The organism is Mycobacterium sp. 2-64 (genome assembly GCF_035918375.1).
In the GTDB taxonomy this organism is placed as follows: domain Bacteria; phylum Actinomycetota; class Actinomycetes; order Mycobacteriales; family Mycobacteriaceae; genus Mycobacterium; species Mycobacterium intracellulare.
In genome coordinates this window covers 2,870,986-2,895,007 of the sequence record NZ_CP142361.1, presented here as the reverse complement: position 1 = coordinate 2,895,007, position 24,022 = coordinate 2,870,986, and the positions used below count along the sequence as shown (strand labels likewise).

General features: G+C 69.8%; 21 protein-coding genes. 12 read left to right on the top strand and 9 right to left on the bottom strand.

Annotated features, from left to right (window positions below; all coding sequences use genetic code 11):
* Positions 1-28: 28 nt before the first annotated feature.
* Both QGN31_RS13600 and QGN31_RS13595 read right to left on the bottom strand, forming a co-directional pair.
* Positions 29-1,513, bottom strand: coding sequence for an acetyl-CoA acetyltransferase (locus tag QGN31_RS13600; RefSeq protein WP_201359112.1), 1,485 nt, complete (start codon positions 1,511-1,513; stop codon positions 29-31).
* 93 nt (positions 1,514-1,606) lie between these two features.
* Entirely contained in the window at positions 1,607-4,015 is a 2,409-nt protein-coding gene (locus QGN31_RS13595) for a CaiB/BaiF CoA-transferase family protein (RefSeq protein WP_201359113.1), read from the bottom strand.
* A gap of 206 nt (positions 4,016-4,221) precedes the next feature.
* On the opposite strand from QGN31_RS13595, the gene QGN31_RS13590 reads away from it, so the two are divergent.
* The 4 genes from QGN31_RS13590 (at position 4,222) to QGN31_RS13575 (ending at position 9,309) form a co-directional block, all read left to right on the top strand.
* Positions 4,222-5,145 (top strand): undecaprenyl-diphosphate phosphatase, encoded by a 924-nt coding sequence (locus tag QGN31_RS13590; protein ID WP_008256912.1) that lies wholly within the window; start codon positions 4,222-4,224, stop codon positions 5,143-5,145.
* 101 nt (positions 5,146-5,246) lie between these two features.
* Positions 5,247-6,095, top strand: a complete 849-nt coding sequence (locus QGN31_RS13585) for an SDR family oxidoreductase (protein ID WP_201359114.1) — start codon at positions 5,247-5,249, stop codon at positions 6,093-6,095.
* Positions 6,096-6,125: 30 nt separating this feature from the next.
* Entirely contained in the window at positions 6,126-8,489 is a 2,364-nt protein-coding gene (locus QGN31_RS13580) for a phosphoketolase family protein (RefSeq protein ID WP_201359115.1), read from the top strand.
* A 61-nt stretch (positions 8,490-8,550) separates the two neighbouring features.
* Positions 8,551-9,309, top strand: coding sequence for a CPBP family intramembrane glutamic endopeptidase (locus tag QGN31_RS13575; protein ID WP_201359116.1), 759 nt, complete (start codon positions 8,551-8,553; stop codon positions 9,307-9,309).
* A gap of 6 nt (positions 9,310-9,315) precedes the next feature.
* Here QGN31_RS13575 and QGN31_RS13570 read toward each other — a convergent pair whose 3' ends face one another.
* The 5 genes from QGN31_RS13570 to QGN31_RS13550 all read right to left on the bottom strand — a co-directional run bounded on the left by QGN31_RS13570 (position 9,316) and on the right by QGN31_RS13550 (position 14,025).
* Positions 9,316-10,344, bottom strand: a complete 1,029-nt coding sequence (locus QGN31_RS13570; RefSeq protein WP_014382612.1) for a zinc-binding alcohol dehydrogenase family protein — start codon at positions 10,342-10,344, stop codon at positions 9,316-9,318.
* A gap of 46 nt (positions 10,345-10,390) precedes the next feature.
* A complete protein-coding gene (locus tag QGN31_RS13565) occupies positions 10,391-10,690 on the bottom strand; it encodes a GlsB/YeaQ/YmgE family stress response membrane protein (protein WP_008256923.1) in 300 nt (99 codons plus the stop codon).
* Between the two features lie 131 nt (positions 10,691-10,821).
* Entirely contained in the window at positions 10,822-11,973 is a 1,152-nt protein-coding gene (locus QGN31_RS13560; protein ID WP_201359117.1) for an alanine and proline-rich secreted protein Apa, read from the bottom strand.
* Positions 11,974-12,114: 141 nt separating this feature from the next.
* The gene (locus QGN31_RS13555; protein WP_201359118.1) at positions 12,115-13,218 is read right to left on the bottom strand and encodes a sulfate/molybdate ABC transporter ATP-binding protein; all 1,104 of its coding nucleotides are present in this window, start codon (positions 13,216-13,218) and stop codon (positions 12,115-12,117) included.
* A gap of 9 nt (positions 13,219-13,227) precedes the next feature.
* Positions 13,228-14,025, bottom strand: a complete 798-nt coding sequence (locus tag QGN31_RS13550; RefSeq protein WP_193375560.1) for an ABC transporter permease — start codon at positions 14,023-14,025, stop codon at positions 13,228-13,230.
* A 229-nt stretch (positions 14,026-14,254) separates the two neighbouring features.
* On the opposite strand from QGN31_RS13550, the gene QGN31_RS13545 reads away from it, so the two are divergent.
* Complete coding sequence (locus tag QGN31_RS13545) at positions 14,255-14,917, top strand: DUF2510 domain-containing protein (RefSeq protein WP_014382616.1); 663 nt, start codon at positions 14,255-14,257, stop codon at positions 14,915-14,917.
* 36 nt (positions 14,918-14,953) lie between these two features.
* Here QGN31_RS13545 and modA read toward each other — a convergent pair whose 3' ends face one another.
* Positions 14,954-15,730, bottom strand: coding sequence for a molybdate ABC transporter substrate-binding protein (gene modA, locus QGN31_RS13540; RefSeq protein ID WP_201359119.1), 777 nt, complete (start codon positions 15,728-15,730; stop codon positions 14,954-14,956).
* 187 nt (positions 15,731-15,917) lie between these two features.
* Between modA and QGN31_RS13535 the strand changes: the two genes are divergently transcribed.
* From QGN31_RS13535 to QGN31_RS13525, 3 genes are all read left to right on the top strand, one after another.
* Positions 15,918-16,595: an SDR family oxidoreductase gene (locus QGN31_RS13535; RefSeq protein ID WP_008256934.1), complete on the top strand. Its 678-nt coding sequence runs from the start codon at positions 15,918-15,920 to the stop codon at positions 16,593-16,595.
* Between the two features lie 212 nt (positions 16,596-16,807).
* Positions 16,808-17,188 (top strand): DUF4189 domain-containing protein, encoded by a 381-nt coding sequence (locus QGN31_RS13530; RefSeq protein WP_201407372.1) that lies wholly within the window; start codon positions 16,808-16,810, stop codon positions 17,186-17,188.
* Between the two features lie 206 nt (positions 17,189-17,394).
* Positions 17,395-18,780 carry an NAD(P)/FAD-dependent oxidoreductase gene (locus QGN31_RS13525; protein WP_014384750.1) on the top strand — a complete coding sequence of 462 codons (1,386 nt, stop codon included), beginning with the start codon at positions 17,395-17,397 and terminating at the stop codon, positions 18,778-18,780.
* A gap of 50 nt (positions 18,781-18,830) precedes the next feature.
* Here the strand turns inward: QGN31_RS13525 and QGN31_RS13520 are convergent, their stop codons facing one another.
* The gene (locus QGN31_RS13520; RefSeq protein WP_065507922.1) at positions 18,831-19,253 is read right to left on the bottom strand and encodes a PaaI family thioesterase; all 423 of its coding nucleotides are present in this window, start codon (positions 19,251-19,253) and stop codon (positions 18,831-18,833) included.
* A 337-nt stretch (positions 19,254-19,590) separates the two neighbouring features.
* Between QGN31_RS13520 and QGN31_RS13515 the strand changes: the two genes are divergently transcribed.
* The 4 genes from QGN31_RS13515 to QGN31_RS13500 all read left to right on the top strand — a co-directional run bounded on the left by QGN31_RS13515 (position 19,591) and on the right by QGN31_RS13500 (position 24,022).
* Positions 19,591-20,010 carry a BlaI/MecI/CopY family transcriptional regulator gene (locus QGN31_RS13515; protein WP_008256945.1) on the top strand — a complete coding sequence of 140 codons (420 nt, stop codon included), beginning with the start codon at positions 19,591-19,593 and terminating at the stop codon, positions 20,008-20,010.
* Positions 20,011-20,024: 14 nt separating this feature from the next.
* Entirely contained in the window at positions 20,025-20,975 is a 951-nt protein-coding gene (locus QGN31_RS13510; RefSeq protein WP_008256947.1) for a M56 family metallopeptidase, read from the top strand.
* Positions 20,976-21,076: 101 nt separating this feature from the next.
* Positions 21,077-22,546 (top strand): NADP-dependent phosphogluconate dehydrogenase, encoded by a 1,470-nt coding sequence (gene gndA / locus QGN31_RS13505; protein WP_014711685.1) that lies wholly within the window; start codon positions 21,077-21,079, stop codon positions 22,544-22,546.
* Between the two features lie 39 nt (positions 22,547-22,585).
* The gene (locus QGN31_RS13500) at positions 22,586-24,022 is read left to right on the top strand and encodes a GuaB1 family IMP dehydrogenase-related protein (RefSeq protein ID WP_202284949.1); all 1,437 of its coding nucleotides are present in this window, start codon (positions 22,586-22,588) and stop codon (positions 24,020-24,022) included.

Here is a 24,022-nt window from a genome sequence, read left to right as displayed (position 1 = left end):
TTGACCTGGCGCCATACGGGTGACGGGGCTAGCGCAGCGTCGCGCTGCCGTCCGCAACGACGGCGACCTTGGCGCCACCGAGATCTTCACGCACCGAGGCCTGCACCGCGTCGGCGTCGGTGACCACGGCCAGCGCGCGCGACCCGTCGGGGGTGCGCACCGCCAGAAAGGCCTTTTCCGGCCGTCCCTCGCGGTCATACGGCGTCGTCCACGCCTCGAGGGTGCCCACGCCTTCCCATTCCACCACCGCGTCGGTCGTCGGCTCCGCGTCGACCTCTGGTTGCGTGTCCTCCCAACGGAATTCGGCCGGCGGTTCGGTGCCGTAGACACCGAAGCTGTGTTTGGTCAGGTAGCCGCCGTTGGCGGTGATCAGACCGCGCCGGCCCGGATTGGCCACCAGCAACTCCGCCATGGTGGCTATCGAATGCATCACGTAGTTGCTCCACGGGCCGCCGGCGAACGTCAGTCCGCCGGTCACGGTCAGCGGCCGGGCGGGGTCGTCGACGCTCAGCCCGAGTTCGGCCGCCGCGACTTGCACCGCGGAGGGAAAGCACGAGTACAGGTCGACGTAATCGATGTCGTCGATGCCCAGGCCGGCCAGCTCGAGCGTCCGCGCGCCGGCGATCCGGATGGCCGTGGACCGGTGCAGTTCGTGGCGCTCGGCGATGGACGGTGTGTCGTGCGCGTCGGTGCCCGCGTGCGGGTACACCCAGCGTTCGGCGGGGATCTTCAGCCTCCTGGCCTGCTCGACCGAGGTCAGAACCAGCGCCGCGCCCTGGTCGACCATGTTGTTGGAGTTCATCAACTTGGTGTAGGGCCAGCTGATCATCCGGTTCCGCGGGCCCACCCGGCGGATGTCGTCGGCACTGGACGGCGTGCGGATCCACGCGTGCGGGTTGTCCACCGCCACCGCGTTGAACCGCGCCCACAGCTCCCCGATGCGCCGGAGGTGATCGTCGATCGACTCGCCGCGCGCCACCCGCAGCGCCTGCTCGAACAGCGGATAGACGTAGGCCGGGCGGTCCAGGGAAATCCTGATCTCGGCGTCGCCGGCCATCGGGACGTCGTCGCCGCTCACCTCGGCCATCGGGACCGAGCGGTCCTGTTCGGTCCACACCAGCTTGCCGCCCTGGGCCCGCAGACCCCGCCTGGTGCGCCAGGTTTCGGCGCCGGCCAGCAGCACGACGCCCGCGCGGCCGCCCTGGATGTCCAGGCAGGCCTGGTTGAGCAGCGATTGCGGCACATTGCCGCCGACCGGGCTATACAGCGTGGTGAAATCCGAGGCGCCGATGCGCTGGCCCAATAACAGCCCGGGATCCCGATACTGGGCCGACAGGATGTTGACCACCCGGATCGAGTCGACCGCCTCGATCACCGCGGCGTCGGCGGCCCGCTCGACCGCGGCCACCATCAGGTCCATCGGCTCGACGGACCGCGTGGCCGGATCGATCTCGTCGCGGTGGTTGACCTGGCCATAGCCGATCAAAACCGGGGTCCTGGGGTCAGCGGTCATGCGTCGAACCTATCGGACCCCGGGCGTGCGGCTCGCCGCACAGTGGGGCGCGAGGGTGCGGCCGGCCGCACATTCGGGCGACCGCGGGGCGGCTCAGGCGTCGGTGGCCGGGCCGAACAGCACGCGGTCGTCGATCAGCCGCTGGATGTCGGTGGTGTTCATTCCCAGCACGTTTCGGCAGATCTCGACGGTGTCCTGCCCGGGTTGAGGTGCCGGGGCCCGCCGGGCCGACGGAATGTGGCGGTAGGGCGCCGGTCCCGTCTCGGCGGGCAGCGGGTTCTCGATCAGCGGATGAGTCATGGCGCTGTAGACGTTTCGCGCGATCAGCTGCGGGTCCTCGAGTATGTCGGGCGGACGGTTCATCGGCCCGGCCGGAACACCCGCCGACTGCAGCAGTTCGGCGGCCCGCAGCGGGGTGCGGGTGCGGGTCCAGGCCGAGACCCGTTCCACCAACTCGTCCCGATTGTCCAGCCGCGCTTCGCCGGTGGCGAAGCGCGGGTCGTCCGCCCATTCGGGGTGGTCGAAAACCGAAGCGGCGCGCCGCCATTCGTCGTCCGTTCGGATCGAGATGACGCACCATTCGTCGTCACCGGCGCAGGGATAGACCGCGTGCAGGCTGGTGTCCTGCCGGATCCGGTCGATGCCCGCGGCGAGCGCGGCTTGCGTGACATACAGGGTGTCGAGCTGGTTGACCACGACTTCGGCCTGCGAGATGTGGACGTGGGCGCCGTTGCCCGTCCGGTCGCGGTGGATCAGCGCGGCCAGCGCGGCGATCGCGGTGACCCGGCCGACCACGTGGTCGGGGAACACCGTCGTCGCATCGTAAAACGCGTGCCGCGCCGCCTCGGTACCCTCCCCCGGGCCGTCGCTCGTCCAGAGCCGGGTGACGCCGGTCGTGGCCCGCACGAGCGGGCCGTACCCCAGCCGCGCGCTCCACGGCCCCGTGTCGCCGAACGCGCTGCTCTCGGCGAGCACGATCCGCGGGTTGAGGGCGCGCAGCTCGTCGTAGGAAAACCCCAGTGCGGTAAGGGTTCCCGGCTTGAAGTTGGCGAAGACCGCGTCGGCGGTGGCGACGAGCCGGCCGAAGACCTTCTTGCCCTCGGCGCTGCGCAGGTCCAGCCCGAAACCGCGGTTGTTGCGGTGCGTCCAGGCGAAGGACTCGCTCATGGCCTCGCCGACGCGGGCCTGGCGCAATCCGTCGGGGTAATCGGCGCTCTCGATTTTGATGACGTCGGCGCCCAGGTCGCCGAACAGCCGGCTCAGCTCACCGCCGGCGACGATGATGCCCAGATCCAAAATCCGCAGTCCCGCAAAGGGATAGTCGCCGAGCCGGCCGGAGGCCGACGGCACCACCGAGGGATTGCCGCGCCAGTACGGTTCGTCGTTGCCCGCGGCGGGCACCGGTGTGCGGAAACCCGCGCGCCGGCCGTCGACCACGAAATACCCGGTCGGCACGGCGGTCCGCACGCCGGGGACGAGCTCGGCCTCGGTGATCGCGCCGACCGCCTGGAAGTGATCCGAACCCAGGATCCGCGCCGGCGTCAGCACCGCGGCGATGGGCACCCCGTGCGCCTGTCCGGCGGCCACCAGATCCTTCATGCTCTGTCCGGCGAAGAGCTTCTCCAGCAGCTCGCTGATCTGCGGCCACACCGCGAATCGCGCGCCGATCACGTCGTATTTGGGATCTTGAAAGTCTTCCGGCTCCCCCAGCCAGCGCCGCAGGCCGCGCCACTGCCGGGGCGCCATCACGCACAGCCGGACGTAGCCGTCCCGGCAGGGGTAGATCGGGTAGGCGTCCTGGTTCTTCGGGCGGCCCCGCCACCGCCCGGTGCGCCGGACGCCGGCGGCGGCCTGCCCGTGCGCGCCGAAGGCCGGGTCGAGGGCCATGACGACCGCGTCGAACCACGAGAAGTCGATGTAATCGCCGGTGCCGCAACGCAATCGGTTGTAGTACGCCGCGAGCGCGGCCCACGCCGCCTGGACGGCCGCGGTGGCCGACGCGATGCCGTCCGGCGGCAGCACCGGGGTGCCGGCGGTGGGGCCGGACCGCGACAGCGCGCCGCACATCGCGTAGCGCACCGGATCCGTGGCGCGCCACGAGGACCGCGGGCCGGTCGCGCCGAAGTCGGTGATCGATAGCACCACCAGGTGCGGGTAGCGGGCGGCGAGCTCCTCGCCGGAGGTTCCGAACATGGCGCCGCGCTCGTCGGCGCCGGTGTCCACGACGATGTCGGCGTCGGCGGCCAAATCGAGGAAGCGGGCGCAGTCCTCGTCGTCGAACGGGTCGAGCACCGCGCTGCGCTTGTTGGCGTTGTGCACGGCGAACGGGATGCTGGCGCCGCGCAGCGTCGGCAGCGCGTCACGCGCCAGGCAGCCGCCCGGCGGTTCCACCTTCAACACGTCGGCGCCCAGATCGGCGAACAGGCGGGTCACCACGTCGGCGACCCCGCCCGACAAGTCGAGGACGCGCACGGCATCGAGCAACCCGTCGACCATCTGCACACCGTACCTGCCTGGTCAGGGCGCTGCACGGCGGGCGTTTAGCCGCCCGGCCGAGCGACGAGGCGGCCAAAAGGCCAGGTGGGCAAGCTGATTCGGTCTCTGTCCGTCCGGGTCAGCCGCAACGCTCGGTCGCGGACCCGCGCCGGCGCGGCGTGGGCTATCGTCACAGGCCGACCGCGACCCGTCGTCCGATGGAGGCACCCACTATGACCGCGCACTTGAGCTACGTCGAGGCCGTGGTGGTCGGCGCGTTCCAGGGCGTCACCGAGCTGTTCCCGGTCTCGAGCCTGGGGCACGCGGTGTTGGTGCCGGCACTCGTCGGCGGGCGGTGGGCGCAGGACCTCAGCGTCTCGGCCCCCCACTCGCCCTACCTCGCCTTCATCGTCGGCCTTCACGTCGCCACCGCCGCCGCCCTGCTGCTGTTCTTCTGGCGCGACTGGCTGCGCATCCTGTCGGGGTTCTTCTCGTCGCTGCGGTATCGCCGCATTCAGACGCCCGACGAGCGGCTGGCGTGGCTGATCGTGGTGGGCACCATCCCGGTGGGCCTGGCCGGCCTGGCGCTCGAGCAGCTGTTTCGGACCACGCTCGGCAAACCGATCCCGGCGGCGACGTTCCTGTTGCTCAACGGCATCGCCCTGTACGTGGGCGAGGTGCTGCGCCGCCGCATCGCGCCCGCGCCCGCGCCGGGACAGCCGGCGCCGTCCGATGCGGAGCTCGAACACGGCGACGAGGCCTCGGATCAGCGGCTGGCCCAACTCCCGCTGCCGCGCGGCCTGGTGATCGGGGCCGCGCAGATCCTGGCCCTGTTCCCCGGTATCAGCCGGTCGGGGATCACGATCGTCGCCGGCCTGTGGCGCGGCCTGTCGCACGAGGACGCCGCTCGCTTCTCCTTCCTGCTCGCGACGCCGATCATCCTGGCCGCCGGGGTGTACAAGATCCCGGAGCTCTTCGGGCCGCTGGGCGCCGGCATCGGCGGCCAGGTGCTGGCGGGCAGCGTCGCCTCGTTCGTCTGCGCCTACCTGGCCGTGCGCTTCCTCACCCGCTATTTCCAGACCCGGACGCTGACCCCGTTCGCGATCTACTGTGCGCTGGCCGGCGCCGCCAGCCTGGTGTGGCTGGCCGTGCGCTGAACCTCGCCCGGTCCGACCGGTTGTTGCGCGGCCGGACTTCGAGTGCTGTGCTTACCGGATTGTCTAGTTGACACCCGTCAAGAATCTGGAAGGCACCGAACATGGCAGACACGGGTTCCCTCGGCCTCAAAGTCCGCGGAAAGGTCATCGTCATCACCGGCGGAGCCCGGGGAATCGGGCTGGCCACCGCGACCGCGCTGCACAATCTGGGCGCCAAGGTCGCCATCGGCGACGTCGACGAGGTGCGGGTGAAGGAGTCGGGCGCCGACCTCGGACTGGACGTCTACGGCAAGCTCGACGTCACCGACCCGCACTCCTTCGCCGATTTCCTCGACCAGGTCGAACGCCGGCTCGGCCCGATCGACGTGCTGATCAACAACGCCGGCATCATGCCGGTCGGCCGCATCGTCGACGAGCCGGACGCGGTCACGCGGCGGATTCTGGACATCAACGTCTACGGCGTGATCCTGGGCAGCAAGCTGGCGGCCCAGCGCATGGTGCCCCGTGGCACAGGCCACGTCATCAACGTCGCCTCCCTGGCCGGGGAGCTCTACATCGTCGGCCTGGCGACCTACTGCGCCAGCAAGCACGCGGTGGTCGCGTTCACCGACTCGGCGCGGCTGGAGTACCGCTCGGCCGGGGTGAAGTTCTCCGCGGTGCTGCCGACGTTCGTCAACACCGAGCTCACCGCGGGCACGAACGGGGCCAAGGGCTTCCGCAACGCCGAGCCCGCCGAGATCGCCGACGCCATCGTCAAGCTGGTGGCCCACCCCAAGCCGCGGGTGCGGATCACCAAGGCCGCGGGGGCGATGGTGGTGTCCCAGAAATTCTGGCCGCGCCGCATCGCCGAGGGCCTCAACCGGATGCTCGGCGGCGATCACGTCTTCACCGACGACGTCGACGTCGAAAAGCGGCAGGCGTACGAAGCCCGCGCCCGCGGCGAGGAGTAGCGGGAGGGATCGGTGGGAACAATCGGTGAGATGACCCACGCAACCGCGCTCTCCGACGACGAACTCGCCCTGATCGACAAGTACTGGCGTGCCGCCAATTATCTGTCGGTCGGGCAGATCTACCTGCTGGACAACCCGCTGCTCACCGAGCCGCTGACCATCGATCACGTCAAACCGCGGTTGCTGGGGCACTGGGGCACCACCCCCGGGCTCAACCTCGTCTACGCGCACCTGAACCGGGTCATCCGCCACCGCGACGCCGACGTCATCTACGTGACCGGGCCGGGGCACGGCGGACCGGGGCTGGTCGCCAACGCCTACCTCGAAGGCACCTACAGCGAGGTCTACACGGGCATCGAGGAGGACACCGAGGGCCTGCGCAAGCTGTTCCGGCAGTTCTCCTTCCCCGGCGGGATCCCCAGCCACGTCGCCGCCCAGACGCCGGGATCCATCCACGAGGGCGGCGAGCTCGGCTACGCGCTGGTGCACGCCTACGGCGCCGCGCTGGACAACCCGTATCTGGTGGTGGCCTGCGTCGTCGGTGACGGCGAGGCCGAAACCGGGCCGCTGGCCGCCAGCTGGCACTCCAACAAGTTCCTCAACCCCGTCACCGACGGCGCCGTGCTGCCGATCCTGGCGCTCAACGGCTACAAGATCGCCAACCCGACGGTGCTGGCCCGCATCCCGCACGCCGAACTGGAATCGCTGCTGCGCGGCTACGGGTACCGCCCGATCACGGTCGCCGGTGACGACCCGGCCGATGTGCATCGGCAACTTGCCGCCGCCCTCGACGACGCCTTCGACGACATCGCCGCCATCCAAAGTGCGGCCCGCGCCGGCAACGGGGTCGAGCGGCCCGTGTGGCCGATGATCGTGCTGCGTACCCCCAAGGGCTGGACCGGGCCAAAGATGGTGGACGGCAAGAAGGTTGAGGGCACCTGGCGCTCGCACCAGGTGCCGCTGGCCGCGACGCGCGACAACCCCGAACACCGTGCCCAGCTCGAAGAGTGGCTGCGCAGCTATGGGCCCGGGGAGCTTTTCGACGAAAACGGCCGGCTGCGGCCGGAGCTGCGGGCGCTGGCGCCCAGCGGGGATCGCCGGATGAGCGCCAACCCCCACGCCAACGGCGGGCTGTTGCTGCACGACCTCGACCTGCCCGACTTCCGCGACTACGCCGTCGCCGTCGAGCGACCGGCGGCCGTCACGCACGAGGCGACCCGGGTGCTGGGCGGGTTCCTGCGCGACGTGATCGCCCGCAACAAGGACCGATTCCGGCTCATGGGGCCCGACGAGACGGCCTCCAACCGGCTCGACGCCGTCTACGGATCGACCGACAAGGTGTGGCTGTCCGAGATCGAGCCCGACGACGAGCACCTGGCGCCCGATGGTCGCGTCATGGAGGTGCTGTCCGAGCACCTGTGCCAGGGGTGGCTGGAGGGCTACTTGCTGACCGGGCGGCACGGCCTGTTCAACTGCTACGAGGCGTTCGTGCACATCGTCGACTCGATGCTGAACCAGCACGCGAAATGGCTTGCCACCAGCCGGGAATTGCCGTGGCGGCGGCCGATCGCGTCGCTGAACTACCTGCTGAGCTCGCACGTGTGGCGGCAGGACCACAACGGGGCGTCCCACCAGGACCCGGGGTTCATCGACCTCGTCGCCAACAAGCGACCCGAGCTGACCCGGGTGTACCTGCCGCCGGACGGCAACACGCTGCTGTCGGTGGCCGATCACTGCCTGCGCAGCCGCGACTACATCAACGTCATCGTCGCCGGCAAGCAGCCCGCGCTGGCCTATCTCGACATGGACGAGGCCGTCGCGCACTGCACCCGCGGGCTGGGCATCTGGGAGTGGGCGAGCACCGCGACCGACGACCCCGACGTCGTGCTGGCGTGCGCCGGGGACATCCCGACACTCGAGACGCTGGCCGCCGCCGACATCCTGCGCTCCGAGCTGCCGGAGCTGGCCGTCCGCGTGGTCAACGTCGTCGACCTGATGCGGCTGCAGCCCGACACCGAGCACCCGCATGGCCTACCGGACCGCGAATTCGACGCGTTGTTCACCCCGGACAGGCCGGTGATCTTCGCCTACCACGGCTATCCGTGGTTGATCCACCGGCTGACCTACAGCCGCACCAACCACGCGCATATGCACGTGCGCGGCTTCAAGGAACGCGGCACCACGACGACGCCCTTCGACATGGTGATGCTCAACGATTTGGACCGCTTCCATCTGGTCATGGATGTCATCGACCGGGTCGACGGATTGGCCAGCCGCGCCGCCATGCTGCGGCAGCGCATGGTCGACGCCCGCCTGGCCGCGCGGATGTACACCCGCGAGCACGGGGAGGACGACCCGAAGATTTCGGGGTGGACCTGGGGCCCGAGCGACTGAGATTCGCATGACGGCAATCGCATTGGCCCGTCGCGCCGTGGGCCGCCGGTAGACTGGCCGGATGCATGAGGCCGGCACAGTCGACGTTCACCCTGTGGCGTCCCAGCCTTCGGCACTGCACCGGTTCCGGATCCACCTGGACATCGCCGTCGTCGTCGTGGTTCTCGTCCTGACGGATTTGATCGCGCATTTCACCACGCCATGGGCGAGCGCCGGCACGGTCCCGGCCGCCGCCGTCGGGCTGGTCATCTTGATGCGGTGCCGCGGTTTGGGCTGGGCGGACCTCGGCCTCGGGCGCGAGCACTGGAAGCCGGGACTGGGCTATGCGCTGGCGGCCGTGGCGGTGGTGGCCTCGGTGATCGCGGTCGGCGTGCTGCTGCCGGCGACCCGGCCGATGTTCCTGAACAACCGCTATGCCACGATCTCGGGCGCGATGGTCGCCTCGATGGTCATCATCCCGCTGCAGACCGTCATCCCCGAGGAGCTGGCGTTTCGGGGCGTCCTGCACGGCGCGCTCAACCGGGCGTGGGGTTTTCGCGGGGTCGCGCTGGCGGGCTCGCTGCTGTTCGGGCTGTGGCACGTGGCCACGTCGTTCGGACTGACCAGCAGCAACGTGGGGTTCACCCGGCTGTTCGGCGGCGGGATCGTGGGAATGGTGGCGGGGGTGGCCGGCGCCGTGGTGGCGACGGGAGCCGCGGGGTTCGTCTTCAGCTGGCTGCGCCGGCGCAGCGGCAGCCTGATCGCGCCGATCGCGTTGCACTGGTCCCTGAATGGGCTCGGTGCGCTCGCCGCCGCGTTCGTGTGGCACCTGTCCACCTGAGAACGGTCACACCAGCAGCACCGCCGCGCCCGCGATGCGCCCGGCGCTCAGATCCGTCAACGCCCGATCGGCTTGTCCGAGAGGATATTCGGGCGTGGTCACCTCGATGTGGTGCTCGCCCGCGAAATCGAGGAAGGCCCGCGCGTCGGCCCGGGTGTTGGAGGTGACCGACCGGACCTGGCGTTCCTGAAACAGGTGACGCTGGTAGTTCAGCGCCGGGATATCCGAGAGGTGGATCCCGGCGATCGCCAGCGTGCCACCGCGATCCAGCGCCTGCAGCGCGGGCAGCACCAGATCACCGACGGGAGCGAACAGGATCGCGGCGTCCAGTGGCGCCGGGGGCGGATCCGCCGCGCCTTGTGCGGATGCGGCGCCGAGTTCCAACGCCAGCTCGCGGGCCCGGGCTCCGCGGGTCATCACGTGCACCTCTGCGCCCTGCGCGAGGGCGACCTGCGCGGTGATGTGCGCGCTGCCGCCGAATCCGTAGAGGCCCAGCCGCCCGCCGGGCGGCAGCTCGGCGCGAAGCAGCGAGCGGTAACCGATGATGCCCGCGCACAACAACGGGGCGAGTTCGCTGTCGCTGTACCCGCCGGGCAGGGGGTGCGCGAAAGCGGCCGGGACGGTGGCGAATTCGGCGTAGCCGCCGTCGGCGTCCCAGCCGGTGTAGCGGGATTTCGGGCAGAGGTTCTCGTCGCCGCGGCGGCAGTACTTGCACACGCCACAGGTGTGGCGCAGCCAGGCGATACCCACCCGGTCCCCCACCCGGAACTCGTCGCCGGCCTCGGCGCCGAGTTCGACGACCTCCCCCACCACCTCGTGCCCGGGCGTGACACGCTCGCGGTGGACGGGAAGGTCGCCTTCGGTGACGTGCAGGTCGGTCCGGCACACCCCGCACGCTCGCACGGCCACCAGCAGTTCGGACGGACCCGGCCGCGGCACCTCGGTGGTGACCTGCTCGAGCGGGCCGGTATCCATCGGCCCGGGTCGACGAACGCGCCAGGCGCGCATTGCCGTGGTGGTCACCGGTGATGCCATCGCTCCATCATGCCGCTAACCACCACGGCCGCAACGGGTTCGGCGGCTAGGTCCTGCGGACCATGCCGACGATCCAGAGCAGGAGCAACGAGCCGAGCAGGGCGGTGAAGAAGGTGAAGAAGTAGCCGCCGCTGGCGGTGTCGACGAAGAAGCTCAGGATGAAACCGCCGACCAGCGCGCCCACAATGCCGATCACGATGTCCATCAGGATCCCGGCTCCGCTACCGCGGATGATCTTGCTGGCGATCGCACCGGCGATACCACCGATGATGATGTAACCGATCCAGCCGACGCTGGTGAGCGTGCTTGATCGAGCGAGGAATTCCGTAGCTGCCATGATGTCCATTGCGGGTCTCCTTGCAATCGCTGGCAAAGCCCAGCGCTTTGCTGGGCCGTCACTTCGGTATACCCAGTTTGGGTCACGAAACGAGTGCCGAATCGGAGACGGTTGACCAACCGGTTTTCCGTCGGCCTATATCAGGCCGAGCGAGTTTGCTGCGGTGCCGGCGCGGGAGTGGGGCTGACCTCCACGGCCGGCGCCTGGCCCGGGACCGGTGCCCCCGGAGCCGCCGGCGCTGCGGGAGCCCCGGGTGCGGGAGCCGGGGCGGGCGCCCCAGGAACCGCCGGTGCCGGCGCGGGCGCACCAGGAACCGCCGGTGCGGGCGCACCCGGAGCCGGCGGGGCTCCCGGAGCCGCCGGCGGTGTCCAGGCCTGGATCGACTCGGTGAGCGCCTTGGCCGCGCCCCGGTCCACCGGGTCGTTGGAGGTTCCGAGCCACACCACAAACCAGCGTTGCGCGTTCCCGCCGTTGGCCGAACCGATCACGCCCGTCCAGATCTGGCCGTTCGGCTTGGAGGCGTCACTGAATTTGACTTCGTAGTACGACCCGCTCCCGGTGCTGCCGTTGGCGCCGGCGAGCGGGGTGCTCTCCTGGTTGATCCGCGTTCCGGGATAGGGCATGAAGAACTCACCCATGTCCGAACCCAGCCGCACCGCGGCCTTTGCGTTGTCGGCTTCCGCACTGGCGTAAAGCTTTTGGTCGAGGCGACCCATCACGATGCGGGTGTCGTTGGCAACCTGCGGCGGTTGGTCGGGCATCGGCGGCGGGCCGGTCACCTTGCTCAGCAGCGCCGAACCGTAGTCCAGGTGGGAAGCGTCCGACTCGACCCAGCCGGCGGGCAGGACGTAGCTGAATCCACCCACGGCGTTGTTGATCCGCCCCGCGTTCGGGTCGACGGGCGGTGGTGGCGGCGCGTTGGGGTCGACGGGCGGTGGTGGGGGCGCGTTGGGGTCGACCGGCGGTGGCGGTGCCCCGTTGGGGGCCACGGCCGGTGGGACCGCGTTGGGATCACCCGGTGCCGGTTGCCCATTCGGCGCCGGAGCCGCCGGAGCCGCCGGCGCGGCCGGAGCCGCCGGTGCTGCGGGTGGCGCCGGTGCGGCGGGAGCGGCCGGAGCCGCCGGGGCCGCCGGAGCGGCCGGGCTCGGCGGGACGGGGGTCGGGACTTCGGGATCGGCGCTCGAGGTCGCCGGCAACGCGATGGCGAGTGCGCTGGCACCACTCATCGTGGTGATCGCCAGCGTCGTCCACAGTCCTTTGCGGCGTGTCGAAATCGGTTCCACCTGCTCCATGGCGACGAACCTACCGTGTTACGGCTGTGACGCAAGGAGCTTTGCGGACTATTGCAGCGCAGTTGTGTCGATGTTGCCAATGTGCAACCTGCCGACTGCCTTGCGGACGGCGGACGTCGCCGGACATTCCGCCACCGGCGCTCAGTGCGCGGCCGGATACAGCGTCACCTCATGGGCTTTCACGGAGAACCACACCCGGTCCCCCGGCGCCAGCCGCAACTCGGCGGCGGCGTCCGCGGTGATCTCGGCGGCCAGGCCGGGGGCGCCGTCGGGTTGCTGGGCGCCGCGCACCAGCACCGCCGACCCGCGGACATCCATCTCCGCCACGGTGACTTCCACGGCGTTGCGGGGGCTGCCGTGCGGCCGGTCGCGATAGACGGCGACCACCGTGGGCGGGAACACCGCGATCGCATGCTGCTCGGGTGAGACCAGTTCGCCCCGCTCGGGTGGGGCGGCGTACCAGCGGTCGCCGCCGTGCGCGACCAGCGAGCCGTCGCGGTCGACCGTCCCATTGACCAGGTTGACACCGGCGATGCGGGCCGCGAAATGACTGCGCGGCGCGGTGAGCACGTCGGGCACCGGCCCGATTTCGGCGACCTTGCCGGACTCGAGCACCAGCACCCGATCGGCCAACGTGAACACGTCGAGCAGGTCGTGGGTGACCAGGATCGCGGCGCAGCCGCTGCGGGTGACGACCTCGCGCAGCACCGCCCGGATCGCCGCGGCCGCGGCGACGTCGAGCCCGGCCAGGGGCTCATCGAGCAGCAACACGTCGGGTTCGGCCGCCAGCGCCCTTGCGATGGCGACCCGCTGAGCCTGCCCGCCGGAGAGCTGTCGCGGTTTGCGGTCGGCGAGCCGCTCGGCGTCCACCTCGCGCAGCCAGCGGGATGCCGTCGCTTTCTGCGTCGCGCGGGCCGGACGCAGGCTCGCGCGACGACTGTGCGGTCCGAAAGCGACGTTGGCGGCAACGGTCATGTGGGGGAACAGCAATGCGTCTTGCAGCAGCAGCCCCACTCGGCGGTCGTGCGTCGGGACGTCGATCCCGGCCGCGGTGTCGGTCAAGACCCGATCGCCCAGCCGCACCGTCCCGTGGTCGGGTCGAAGGAGGCCCGCGATGACATGCAGGACAGTCGATTTGCCCGCGCCGTTGGGCCCGAGCACCGCAAGCACCTCCCCCGCGGACACCGAGAACTCCACATCCACCTGGCGGTCGGCGACGACCGCGCGCAGCTGCAATTCGCTCATGGCCCGGCCCTACCTCGCGTCCGCCCCGGTCAGCCGGCGTGTGCCCAGCCCCAACACCACCAGGGCCGCCACCACGACCAGCAGGAGCGACAACGCCACGGCCGCGTCGGCGTCAGTCACCCGCTGCAAATAGATCTCCAGCGGCAGCGTGCGGGTCACCCCCTGCCGCGAGCCGGCGAAGGTCAGGGTGGCGCCGAACTCTCCCAGCGAGCGGGCGAACGCCAGCACCGCGCCCGACGCGACTCCCGGCGCCAACAGCGGCAAGGTGACGCGCCACCAGACCGCGCTGGGCCGCGCCCCGAGCGTCGCGGCCACCACCTCGAAGTCGGCCCCCGCGGTACGCGCCGCGCCCTCGAGGGAAATCACCAGGAACGGCAGCGAGACGAACGTCTGCGCCAGCACCACGGCGGTGGTGCTGAACGCGATGCTGATGCCCGCGGCCTCCAGGTACTGGCCGAGCAGTCCGAGCCGCCCGAACGCATAGAGCAAGGCGATGCCCCCGACGACGGGGGGCAGCACCAGCGGCAGCAGGATCAACGGCCGCAGCAACCGCACCAGTCGCGCCGTGCTGCGCGCCAGCACCAGCGCCATCGGCACGCCCAGCGCCACGCACAACACCGTGCTGGCGGTCGCGGTCCGAAGGCTGAGCGCCAGCGCGGTGCGCGACGAGGGGCTCGTGATCAGCGACCAGAAATGCGGCCAATCGACCTTCACCGCGACGGCCAGCAATGGCAGCCCCACGAAGGCGGTCCCGACGGCCGCGGGCAGGTACACCCAGCGGGGCAGATCCGTGCTGTGCGCGCTAATACCCAGCCTCCTGCCGACGGCCACCTCGACAACTTCGCGGAACCCGCTCACCCGCTCCTCGCATTACACCGGAACGGCGTGCTCGGCGCGCCGCAGTGGGGGCGGGACCCGCCGACGCCGGCGGTAAGTGGTGGCCCGATGACTGGTGGTCAGCCGGTGCGCGAGAATGGTTTTGCGCGGCCATCGCCGCGGGTAGCCGGAAGGTCACCGTCAGGACGAAGGTGCTTGGATGCCATCTGAACAGGCGCCGCCCCCGCCCAAATCGGCGCCGGGCTGGTACCCGGATCCCGCCGGGGTAGGCCATGGGCTGCAACGGTATTTCGACGGGACCAATTGGACCAGCGAATGGGCCTTCGCCACGGAGCCGCCCAAGAAGGGCCTTTCCGGGAAGGTGGCCCTGGCGCTGTCTGTACTCACCGTGCTGGTTCTCCTCGTGATCGTCGGCAAAAGCTGGGGTTTCGAACGAAACGACAGCCAACTGCCCTCGTCCGCGCCGTCGACACCGACCGAGGCGGCGCCGTCGACGCCGGCCGGTCCCAAGAAGCCCGACGGCGTCACCTTCACGACCACGCAAAGCCCGGACGGCGAAATCGTCGACGCCCGATTCGCCATTCGAGACAACTACACCGAGCTGCTGATCAAAGACGGTGCGCGGCTGGACACCATCGACATTCTGCGGTACGCCCGAGCGACCTACCCCGACGCTTCCGCCGTGAACGTTCAAGGCACGTTCCCGATGACCGACCCGTACGGCAACACCTCGACCCAGGTCGCCATCGACCTCACCTACTCGCGGGAGACGTTGAACAAGATCAACTTCGACGGCGTGACCAAGAACAGCATCTGGGAGATCCGCGATTCCGGCTCGATTCTTCCGGCCTTCCAGCCCTAACCGAGGGCGTTCGCCGAGTTGCGGTGAGGACGACGGTCAGGGCCTGGCGAAGCCGGCCTGCGCCAGGATCTGCTGGCCGGCCGCGGAGGTCACCAGGTCGACGAACTTCTGCGCCTGGGATGGATGCGCGGCCTTGTTCAGCACCGCGATGGGATAGACGTTCACCGCGCTGGCGGCCTCGGGGAAGGTCACGGTCGCGACCCTGCTCCCGGCCGTCTTGGCGTCGGTGACGTAGACCAGCGCTGCATCGGCCTGGCCGCTGGTGACCTTGTTGAGGGCGTCCGTCACGCTGAGTTCCTCGCTGACCGGGTTGAGGCGCACCCCGGTGCTGTCTTCGACGCGATGGGTGGCCGCCCCGCACGGCACCGGTCGTTGGCAGGTCACCACGTTCAGCCCGGGCTTGGCCAGATCGGCGAAGGATCCGATCTGCTTCGGGTTGCCCGGCGCGGTGACGATGACCAGCGTGTTCGACGCGAAGGTCCGCGGGGCGCCGCTGAGCAGGCCCGCCTTGCTGACCGTGTCCATCTGCGCGGTGTCGGCCGACGCGAAGACGTCGGCGGTCGCGCCCTGCGTCAACTGGGTGGCCAGCTCGGAGGAGCCGGCGAACTCGAATTCGACGCCGCTGCCCGGGTTTTCGGCCGTGAACTGCTGGCCCAGCCGGGTGAACACCGGCTTGAGCGACGCGGCGGCGAACACCATCACTTTCCCGGACGCCTGCGGCGACTGCGCCGGCGGCGGCGTGGACCCGCACCCGACCAGCCCCGCCAGCAACATCGCCGAAACCAACCCGGTCCGGAACCCGATCCGACGCATGGATGCACCCTAGCCCGCCGACGATGCGGTCCCCCTGGCGGCCGAATCGCCGCAAAAAGTGACGCACAAATAGTTACCCAAGTGATCCGCGCGTCGCGGCCGCAAAAATTTCGCCAGCTAGCTACTGTCCAGTAACATATACGGGGATTGACGCCGTAACGCGCTGAGGTCCCAGGCAGAGGAGGTCATGGCAGTGGAGGTACTGGTTACCGGCGGAGACACGGAGCTGGGGCGCGCGGTGGCCGAGGGCTTCCGCGATGACGGCCACAAAGTGACCCTCGTGGGCGCGCGCAAGAGCGATCTGGAGATCGCCGCCAAGGAACTCGAGGTCGAGGCGATCGTCTGCGACACCACCGACCCGGCCAGCCTCGAAGAGGCTCGCCCGCTGTTCCCCCACCACCTGGACACCATCGTCAACGTGCCGGCGCCCACCTGGGAGGCCGGCGACCCGCGCACCTACTCGATTGCCGACACCGCCAATGCGTGGCGCAAAGCGCTTGACGCGACGGTGCTTTCGGCGGTGCTGACGCTGCAGACCGTGGGCGATCATCTGCGCTCGGGCGGGTCGATCATCAGCGTGGTACCCGAGAACCCGCCGGCGGGCAGCGCCGACGCCGCAATCAAAGCGACGCTGGCGAATTGGACCGCCGGGCAGGCGAGCGTCTTCGGCACCCGTGGAATCACCGTCAACGCCGTCGCCAGTGGGCGCAGCGCCCAGGCGGGCTACGACGGACTCACCCGTACCCCCGCCCCGGTGGCCGCCGAGGTCGCCCGCCTGGCCCTGTTCTTGACCACTTCCGCGGCACGCCACATCACCGGTCAGACGTTGCACGTGAGCCACGGCGCGCTGGCTCAGTTCGCCTGACGTGTAACCCGCGCCCGTCGCAAACCCTTCTCCCGTGCCGGGCCGATCGCTACGGTGATCAGCGTGGTCGAGGCGGCCGGCGCGGCGCTGCGCCCGCTCGTCGGGCTGTAGGCCCTACGCGGCTCGCGGATTCGTCGTGGCGCGGTAATACTTCCCGAATAGCGTTTATCTGCGCCACGGTCGCGCAGCGCAGAAGAAAAGCCGGGGAGGCCATGAATAAACGAGCATGGGCCGCGCTTGCCGTCGGCGTGGCGTTGGCCCCGGCCCCCCTCGCGCATGCCGACGACAACTGGATCGCCATGGCGATATCGGACTCCACCGGGCACATCAGCATCGCCGATGGCGCCGCCAGCCAGGGCGCAGCCGAAAAGGCGGCCATGGATACGTGCCGCAAGAGCATCAGCGACTGTCGTCTGCTGGCCAGCGGCCAGGGCGGCTGCCTGGCACTCGCCTTGAACGGGGCCAAATCCCGATATTTCGGGGGCTGGGGTCCGACGCGCGAGGACGCCGAGGCGGCGGCGCTGTCGCGCGCACCCGGCGGAATGGTCCAGGCCGGCCACGACCACTGCGCGGGAGAAGGCGCCCCCCAGTGACGGCCACGCGATGCGCGGCGCTGCTGTCTCTGCGGGATTGATAACTTCACCACACTGCCGGTCGACGACCAGGCGTGATGCGCACGGTGTGGTTGATTACACATGTTGCGAGTTAGGTTGCGGGGTATCCGCCTGACTAGCGTGGTTGCTAGTTGCAATCGCGCGTCCAAAAGCCTCCAAAAGCCCTCGTCAGGAGCAGCGGAAACATGAGCCCCCAGCCAGGTAACGCAGCTGGACCGGAGCGTCGCCACCAGGTCGTCATCATCGGGTCGGGCTTCGGCGGGCTCAACGCTGCCAAGAAACTCAAGCACGCCAACGTCGACATCAAACTGATCGCCCGCACCACGCACCACCTCTTCCAACCGCTGCTGTACCAGGTGGCGACGGGCATCGTGTCCGAAGGCGACATCGCCCCGCCCACCCGGGTCGTGCTGCGCCGGCAGCGCAACGTCCAGGTGTTGCTCGGCGACGTCACGCACATCGACCTGGCGGGCAAGTTCGTGGTGTCGGATCTGCTCGGCCACACCTACGAAACCCCTTACGACAGCTTGATTGTCGCCGCCGGTGCCGGCCAGTCGTATTTCGGCAACGACCATTTCGCCGAGTTCGCCCCCGGCATGAAGTCGATCGACGACGCGCTCGAGGTCCGCGGGCGGATCCTGAGCGCCTTCGAACAGGCCGAACGGTCCCGTGATCCGGAGCGACGCGCCAAGCTGTTGACCTTCACCGTGATCGGCGCCGGACCCACCGGCGTCGAAATGGCCGGGCAGATCGCCGAATTGGCGACCTACACGCTCAAAGGCTCGTTCCGCCACATCGACTCCACCAAGGCGCGCGTGATCCTGCTCGACGCCGCCCCCGCGGTGCTGCCGCCCTTCGGCGACAAGCTGGGCCAGCGGGCCGCCGACCGGCTGGAAAAGATGGGCGTGGAGATTCAGCTGGGCGCCATGGTCACCGACGTCGACCGCAACGGCATCACCGTCAAGGACTCCGACGGCACCGTCCGGCGCATCGAATCCGCTTGCAAGGTATGGTCCGCCGGCGTTTCGGCCAGCCCGCTGGGCCGCGACCTCGCCGACCAGTCGACGGTCGAACTCGACCGGGCCGGGCGCGTCAAGGTGCTGCCCGACCTGTCCGTCCCGGGCCATCCCGACGTGTTCGTTATCGGCGACCTGGCCGCGGTCGAAGGCGTGCCGGGAGTCGCCCAGGGAGCCATCCAGGGCGCCAAGTACGTGGCGAGCACGATCAAGGCCGAGCTCGACGGCGCCAACCCGGCCGAGCGGGAACCGTTCCAGTACTTCGACAAGGGGTCGATGGCCACGGTGTCGCGGTTTTCCGCGGTGGCCAAGATCGGCCCGGTCGAATTCAGCGGCCTGTTCGCCTGGTTCGCGTGGCTGGTGCTGCACCTGGTCTACCTGGTCGGGTTCAAGACCAAGATCAGCACGCTGCTGTCGTGGACGGTGACATTCCTGAGCACGCGACGGGGCCAGCTCACCATCACCGAACAGCAGGCGTTCGCCCGCACCCGGCTCGAACAGCTGGCGGTGCTCGCGGCCGAGACCAAGCGCCCCGTCGCCAGGCGGGCGAGCTAGCGAAACCCGTTGCCCGGCAGCGGGATTCGGCGCATCCGGGCGTCCTCTGCTCAGCCCTCGCGAAGCTCGAGATTCTGCAGGCGCACCTGGCCCCGGGCGACCACGCGGTCGTCGTCGTCGGTGATGGTGACCAACCACAACTGCTGGCTCCGGCCCCGGTGGATCGGTTCGACCCTGCCGTACAGCATGCCGGAGCCGATGGAGCGGAGGAAGTCGGTGTTGTTGTTGACTCCCACGACATTTCCGCCACCGCGGGTGGCCAGCCAGGTGTAGGCCGCCACGCTGGCCATGCTTTCGATCATCGAGCAGTAGACGCCGCCGTGCACCAGCCCCATCGGCTGCAACAGCTTGGGCGTCACCTCGAGTTGGGCGAGGGCGCCGTCGGGACTGAGTTCGGTGAACTGCAAGCCGATCTCGCGGTCGAACGGCGCGGAGAAATGCGGCGGGATGATCGTTTCCTGCGGCTCTGGCACGTCCCTGTGTCTACACCATCGCGTGCGGGACGGCTTCGGCGGCAGCACAACTCGCCGGATACACCCCCGAAAACGGCTGAGCCCCGTGCACAGGGCACGGGGCTCGCCGATCGAGTAAGACCGGGGGTCACTGCAGCCCTCAGGACTCTCACGCGGTCCGTTATCGCTCGACTCGAGTAGCATAGGCAAGGCTGCCCTAACTTTGCAAGGGGTATGGTTCGACTTGTTCGCGACGGGGCGTGCGCGGTGGCCGGCACAGAGATTTGTCAGCTTTCCGTACGACGGTCGGTAGTAAGCGGGAGTAGTCTGGTTTCGACGCTCAGGAGATGAACGAACTATGGCCAAACTGACACGGCTGGGGGATCTGGAACGGGCCGTCATGGACCATCTGTGGTCCGCGCCCGAGCCTCAGACGGTGCGCCAGGTCCATGAGGCATTGTCGGCGCAGCGCGACCTCGCCTACACCACGATCATGACCGTGCTGCAGCGGCTGGCCAAGAAGAACCTGGTCTCCCAGATCCGCGACGACCGGGCACATCGGTACGCCCCCGTGCACGGCCGCGACGAACTCGTCGCCGGCCTCATGGTGGACGCGCTGGCCCAGGCCGAGGACTCCGGCGGCCGGCAGGCCGCGCTGGTGCACTTCGTCGAGCGCGTCGGCGCCGACGAGGCGGAGGCGCTGCGGCGCGCGCTCGCCGAACTGGAAGCCAATCAACGCAACAACTCGCCATCTGCTGGCGCAGGCCCGGAGGGCTGAGAGACACTAACAGTGTGTCCGCGCTGGCTTTCACCATTCTCGCGGTGCTACTGACCGGTCCCGTGCCGGCCATGTTGGCACGCGCGCGGTGGCCGCTGCGCGCCCCCAGAGCCGCCATGGTGTTGTGGCAGGCCGTCGCGCTGGCCGCGGTCCTGTCGGCGTTCAGCGCCGGGATCGCGATCGCCACCCGGCTGCTCATGCCCGGTCCCGACGGGCGACCCACGACCAGCATCGTCGGCGCCGCCGACCGGCTCGGGTGGCCGCTGTGGGCGGCATACATCGGGGTTTTCGCGTTAACCGTGCTGGTCGGCGCCCGATTGATGGTCGCCCTCGCCCGGGTGGCCATCGCCAATCGGAAGCGCCGGGCCCACCACCGGATGGTCGTCGACCTGGTCGGGGTCGGCCACGACGCGGCGCTCTCGCAGTCCTGCACCCGCACCCGCGATCTGCGCGTGCTGGATGTCCCGCAACCGCTCGCCTACTGCCTGCCGGGCGTGCGCAGCCGGGTGGTGGTCAGCGAGGGCACGCTGAGCACGCTCGCCGACGCCGAGGTCGCGGCCATCCTCACCCACGAGCGCGCCCACCTGCGGGCGCGGCACGACCTGGTGCTGGAGGCGTTCACCGCGGTGCACGCGGCCTTCCCGCGGCTGGTCCGCAGCGCCAACGCGTTGGGCGCCGTCCAGCTGTTGGTCGAGTTGCTCGCCGACGACGCCGCGGTGCGTGCCGCCGGCCGCGCTCCCCTGGCCCGGGCGCTGGTCGCCTGCGCGTCGGGGCGGGCGCCGTCGGGCGCGCTGGCGGCGAGCGGTCCCAGCACGGTGCTGCGCGTGCGCCGGCTGGGGGGGCGCGGCAACAGCGCCGCGCTGGCGGCGGCCGCCTACCTCGCCGCGGCGGCGGTGTTCGTGGTGCCCACCATCGCGCTCGCCGTGCCCTGGCTCACCGAGCTGGAACGCCTGTTCAACCTCTGACGTCGCGCAGAGCCGATCACCCGGGGCGCACATTCCTGCGCTGTGCCACAGTGTCACCGAAAGCTTTTGCCGAAATGTTCTCCCGATTGAGAGGCGAAGACATGAGTTCGTCGGACACCCAGGCGGGTTCCAAGACCGGCACCGCGCAGATCGGCGTCACGGGCCTGGCCGTGATGGGGTCGAACATCGCCCGCAATTTCGCCCGGCACGGCTACACCGTGGCGCTGCACAACCGGTCGATCGCCAAAACCGACGCGCTGCTCAAGGAGCACGGCGGCGACGGCAAGTTCGTGCGGTCGGAGACCATCGCCGAGTTCCTCGACGCGCTGGAAAAGCCGCGACGGGTGCTGATCATGGTCAAGGCCGGCGATCCCACCGACGCCGTCATCAACGAACTCGCCGACGCCATGGAAAAAGGCGACATCATCATCGACGGCGGCAACGCGCTCTACACCGACACCATCCGTCGGGAGAAGGCGATGCGCGAGCGCGGTCTGCACTTCGTCGGGGCGGGCATCTCCGGCGGAGAGGAGGGCGCGCTCAACGGGCCGTCGATCATGCCCGGCGGCCCGGCCGAGTCGTACAAGTCGCTGGGCCCGCTGCTCGAGGAGATCTCCGCGCACGTCGACGGTGTGCCGTGCTGCACCCACATCGGTCCCGACGGGGCCGGGCACTTCGTCAAGATGGTGCACAACGGCATCGAATACTCCGACATGCAGCTGATCGGCGAGGCCTACCAGCTCCTGCGCGACGGCCTCGGCAAGACCGCCGGCGAGATCGCCGACGTGTTCGACGAGTGGAACTCCGGCGACCTGGACAGCTTCCTCGTCGAGATCACGGCGCAGGTCTTGCGCCAGACCGACGCCAAGACCGGCAAGCCGCTCGTCGACCTGATCCTCGACGAGGCCGAGCAGAAGGGCACCGGCCGCTGGACGGTCAAGTCGGCCCTGGATCTCGGCGTGCCGGTCACCGGCATCGCCGAGGCCGTCTTCGCCCGCGCGCTGTCGGGGTCGGTGACCCAGCGCAAGGCCACCACCGGGCTGGCATCGGGCAGCTTGGGCACCAAGCCCGGCGATGCGAAGCAGTTCACCGAGGACATCCGGCAGGCGCTGTACGCGTCGAAGATCATCGCTTATGCCCAGGGCTTCAACCAGATTCAGGCCGGCAGCGCCGAATACGACTGGGGCATCACGCCCGGCGACCTGGCCACCATCTGGCGCGGCGGTTGCATCATCCGGGCTAAATTCCTCAACCGGATCAAGGACGCCTTCGACGAGGACCCCGACCTGCCGACGCTGATCGTGGCACCGTACTTCCGCAGCGCCATCGAGGACGCCATCGACGGCTGGCGCCGTGTCGTGGTGACCGCCACCCAGCTGGGCATCCCGATCCCCGGGTTCTCCTCGGCGCTGTCGTACTACGACGCGCTGCGCACCGAGCGGCTGCCCGCCGCGCTGACCCAGGGGTTGCGGGACTTCTTCGGCGCGCACACCTACGGCCGCATCGATGACGACCCCGACAAGCGCTTCCACACGCTGTGGAGCGGCGATCGCACCGAAGTGCCCGCCTAGCTGGGCCACACTGGAGGGCGTAAGGGGGTTCGCGTTGCGATGAGGTTCCTCGACGGGCACCGGCCCGGATACGACTTGACCTACAACGACGTCTTCATCATGCCCAACCGCTCGGAGGTCGCGTCGCGGTTCGACGTCGACCTGTCCACCGCGGACGGCTCGGGCACGACGATTCCGGTCGTCGTCGCCAACATGACGGCGGTGGCCGGCAAGCGGATGGCCGAGACGGTGGCGCGCCGCGGCGGGCTGGTGATCCTGCCGCAGGACCTGCCGATCACCGCGGTCGAGCAGACGGTCGAGTTCGTCAAGGGCCGCGACCTGGTTCTCGACACCCCGGTGGTGCTCGAGCCCGACGACTCGGTGTCCGATGCGATGGCCCTGATCCACAAACGGGCGCACGGGGTCGCCGTGGTGGCTTTCGAGGGCCGTCCGCTGGGGTTGGTGAGCGAATCGTCCTACCTGGGTGTCGATCGGTTCACCCGGGTGCGCGACGTCGCGATGACCGACTTCGTCACCGCCCCGGTGGGCACCGAGCCGCGCAAGATCTTCGACCTGCTCGAGCAGTCCCCGATCGGTGTCGCGGTCGTCACCAACGCCGACGGCACGCTGGCCGGGGTGCTGACCCGCACCGGCGCCATCCGCGCGGGCCTGTACGCGCCGGCCGTCGACGCGCGCGGCCGGCTGCGGGTGGGCGCGGCCGTCGGCATCAACGGCGACGTCGGGGCCAAGGCGCGGTCCCTGGTCGAGGCCGGGATCGATCTGTTGGTCATCGACACCGCACACGGGCATCAGGTCAAGACGCTGGAGGCGATCCGCACGGTCGCGTCGCTCGACCTCGGCGTGCCGCTGGCGGCGGGCAACGTGGTCTCGGCCGAGGGAACCCGCGACCTGCTCGGCGCCGGGGCGAGCATCGTCAAGGTCGGCGTCGGCCCGGGCGCGATGTGCACCACCCGGATGATGACCGGGGTCGGGCGCCCGCAATTCTCGGCCATCGTCGAATGCGCCTCGGCGGCAAGGGAATTGGGCGGACACGTGTGGGCCGACGGCGGCATCCGCCATCCCCGCGATGTGGCGCTGGCGCTGGCCGCGGGCGCGTCCAACGTGATGATCGGGTCATGGTTCGCCGGCACCTACGAGTCGCCCGGCGACCTGATGCGCGACCGCGAGGACCAACCGTACAAGGAGAGCTACGGCATGGCGTCCAAGCGGGCCGTGGCCGCCCGCAGCGGCGCCGACACCGCCTTCGACCGGGCCCGCAAAGCGTTGTTCGAGGAGGGCATTTCGACGTCGCGGATGGGGCTGGACCCCGCCCGCGGCGGTGTCGAGGATCTGCTCGATCACATCACCTCCGGGGTGCGCAGCACCTGCACCTATGTCGGCGCCGCGAACCTGGCGGAACTGTATGAGCGGGTCGTGGTCGGGGTGCAGTCGACCGCGGGCTTCGCCGAGGGGCATCCACTCCCGCTGGGGTGGTGA

Coding starts and splice junctions, on each gene's coding strand:
- QGN31_RS13590 (WP_008256912.1), top strand. CDS start 4,222: ATGACCGCGCACTTGAGCTACGTCGAGGCCGTGGTGGTCGGCGCGTTC.
- QGN31_RS13575 (WP_201359116.1), top strand. CDS start 8,551: ATGCATGAGGCCGGCACAGTCGACGTTCACCCTGTGGCGTCCCAGCCT.
- gndA (WP_014711685.1), top strand. CDS start 21,077: ATGAGTTCGTCGGACACCCAGGCGGGTTCCAAGACCGGCACCGCGCAG.
- modA (WP_201359119.1), bottom strand. CDS start 15,730: ATGCGTCGGATCGGGTTCCGGACCGGGTTGGTTTCGGCGATGTTGCTG.
- QGN31_RS13555 (WP_201359118.1), bottom strand. CDS start 13,218: ATGAGCGAATTGCAGCTGCGCGCGGTCGTCGCCGACCGCCAGGTGGAT.
- QGN31_RS13560 (WP_201359117.1), bottom strand. CDS start 11,973: ATGGAGCAGGTGGAACCGATTTCGACACGCCGCAAAGGACTGTGGACG.
- QGN31_RS13535 (WP_008256934.1), top strand. CDS start 15,918: ATGGCAGTGGAGGTACTGGTTACCGGCGGAGACACGGAGCTGGGGCGC.
- QGN31_RS13570 (WP_014382612.1), bottom strand. CDS start 10,344: ATGGCATCACCGGTGACCACCACGGCAATGCGCGCCTGGCGCGTTCGT.
- QGN31_RS13530 (WP_201407372.1), top strand. CDS start 16,808: ATGAATAAACGAGCATGGGCCGCGCTTGCCGTCGGCGTGGCGTTGGCC.
- QGN31_RS13580 (WP_201359115.1), top strand. CDS start 6,126: ATGACCCACGCAACCGCGCTCTCCGACGACGAACTCGCCCTGATCGAC.
- QGN31_RS13565 (WP_008256923.1), bottom strand. CDS start 10,690: ATGGACATCATGGCAGCTACGGAATTCCTCGCTCGATCAAGCACGCTC.
- QGN31_RS13525 (WP_014384750.1), top strand. CDS start 17,395: ATGAGCCCCCAGCCAGGTAACGCAGCTGGACCGGAGCGTCGCCACCAG.
- QGN31_RS13545 (WP_014382616.1), top strand. CDS start 14,255: ATGCCATCTGAACAGGCGCCGCCCCCGCCCAAATCGGCGCCGGGCTGG.
- QGN31_RS13515 (WP_008256945.1), top strand. CDS start 19,591: ATGGCCAAACTGACACGGCTGGGGGATCTGGAACGGGCCGTCATGGAC.
- QGN31_RS13500 (WP_202284949.1), top strand. CDS start 22,586: ATGAGGTTCCTCGACGGGCACCGGCCCGGATACGACTTGACCTACAAC.
- QGN31_RS13585 (WP_201359114.1), top strand. CDS start 5,247: ATGGCAGACACGGGTTCCCTCGGCCTCAAAGTCCGCGGAAAGGTCATC.
- QGN31_RS13600 (WP_201359112.1), bottom strand. CDS start 1,513: ATGACCGCTGACCCCAGGACCCCGGTTTTGATCGGCTATGGCCAGGTC.